This window comes from Kitasatospora sp. NPDC059803, assembly GCF_042732255.1.
Classification (GTDB): domain Bacteria; phylum Actinomycetota; class Actinomycetes; order Streptomycetales; family Streptomycetaceae; genus Kitasatospora.
The window spans coordinates 1-1,033 of the sequence record NZ_JBHWIJ010000597.1 but is presented as its reverse complement, the minus strand read 5'-3'; the positions used below and the strand labels follow the sequence as shown (position 1 = coordinate 1,033).

The 1,033-nt window shown below is 80.0% G+C and carries 2 protein-coding genes; one reads left to right on the top strand and one right to left on the bottom strand.

Going from position 1 to position 1,033, the window contains the following annotated elements; genetic code table 11:
* Window positions 1-465: CbiX/SirB N-terminal domain-containing protein (locus ACFV6I_RS39745; protein WP_380431189.1), on the top strand; the 465-nt coding region annotated here is incomplete at its 5' end.
* A 25-nt stretch (window positions 466-490) separates the two neighbouring features.
* Here the strand turns inward: ACFV6I_RS39745 and ACFV6I_RS39740 are convergent.
* Window positions 491-892 carry a hypothetical protein gene (locus ACFV6I_RS39740; RefSeq protein WP_380431186.1) on the bottom strand — a complete coding sequence of 134 codons (402 nt, stop codon included), beginning with the start codon at window positions 890-892 and terminating at the stop codon, window positions 491-493.
* Window positions 893-1,033 lie beyond the last annotated feature (141 nt).

Below are 1,033 nucleotides of genomic sequence, written 5' to 3'. Positions count from 1 at the left end.
GGCCGCGCCCCCGCGCCCGCGGACGCCCCCCGCCCCCCGCCCCCCCCCCCGGCCCCCCCCCCCCCGCCCCCCCCCCCCCCGCGCGCCCCCCACCGCACGCCGCCCGCGCGCCCCCCCGGGACCGCCACCCCCCCCCCCGCCCCCCACGCCGCCACCCGCGCGGTGGCCGCCGCGTGGCGCCGCAGCCGCGGCTGGGCCGCCGTCGAGGTGGCCTACGCCTCCGCCACCGGCCCGCGCGTGCCCGACGCCCTGGCCGCCCTGCGCGCCGCGGGCGCCGCCCGCACCGCCGTCTCCCCCTACCTGCTGGCCCCAGGCCTCCTGCCCGACCGCATCGCCGACGCGGCCGCCGGAGCGGACGCCGTCGCCGACGTCCTGGGCCCCGCCCCCGAACTGGCCGCCCTCCTCCTGGAACGCTACGACGAGGCCCGCCTGGCAGCAGCCGTCGCCCCGGCCCTCAGCGCCTGAGCCGGAGCGGGCCCCGGCGCGGCCGTCACCGAGCCGCCTTCTCCGCCTGGTGAAGACGCTCGGCCTGTCCGACCGCCTCCCAGTGCCGCGCCCGCTCGAAGTGCAGGGCACTACGGGCCGCACGCTCCCGCAGCTGGTACCGCGCAGCCGCCGCGATGACCACACTCGGCGGCACCGGCTGCTCCAGGTCGGCGACGGCGGCCTCGATCCACTCCCGCATGATGGCCGTCGGTTTCAGCCCCCGCTCCCGTGCCCGGCGCCGCACCTCGTCCATCACCGGCTCGGGCAGCCGCAGCGAGGTGGTGATCATCACCGACTCCGCCGCCAGCGGCTCGGCCGGCTCGGCGCTCATGATCTCGTCCTCGGTCAGCCCGTGTGTCCCGTAGTGCTCGGCGACCGCCTTGAGCCCCGCGTCCTTGTCGGCCATCCGCCCCTCCGCTCACGACACCGGCACCCCGGCGACTTCCCCGTGGGCACCGTGTCACCGACCTCACGGGCAAGGCCAGCCGCCACCACACCTACGGGTGTCGGCGCGCGGAAGCGCCGATGGGTGCGCACGGCCGGACCG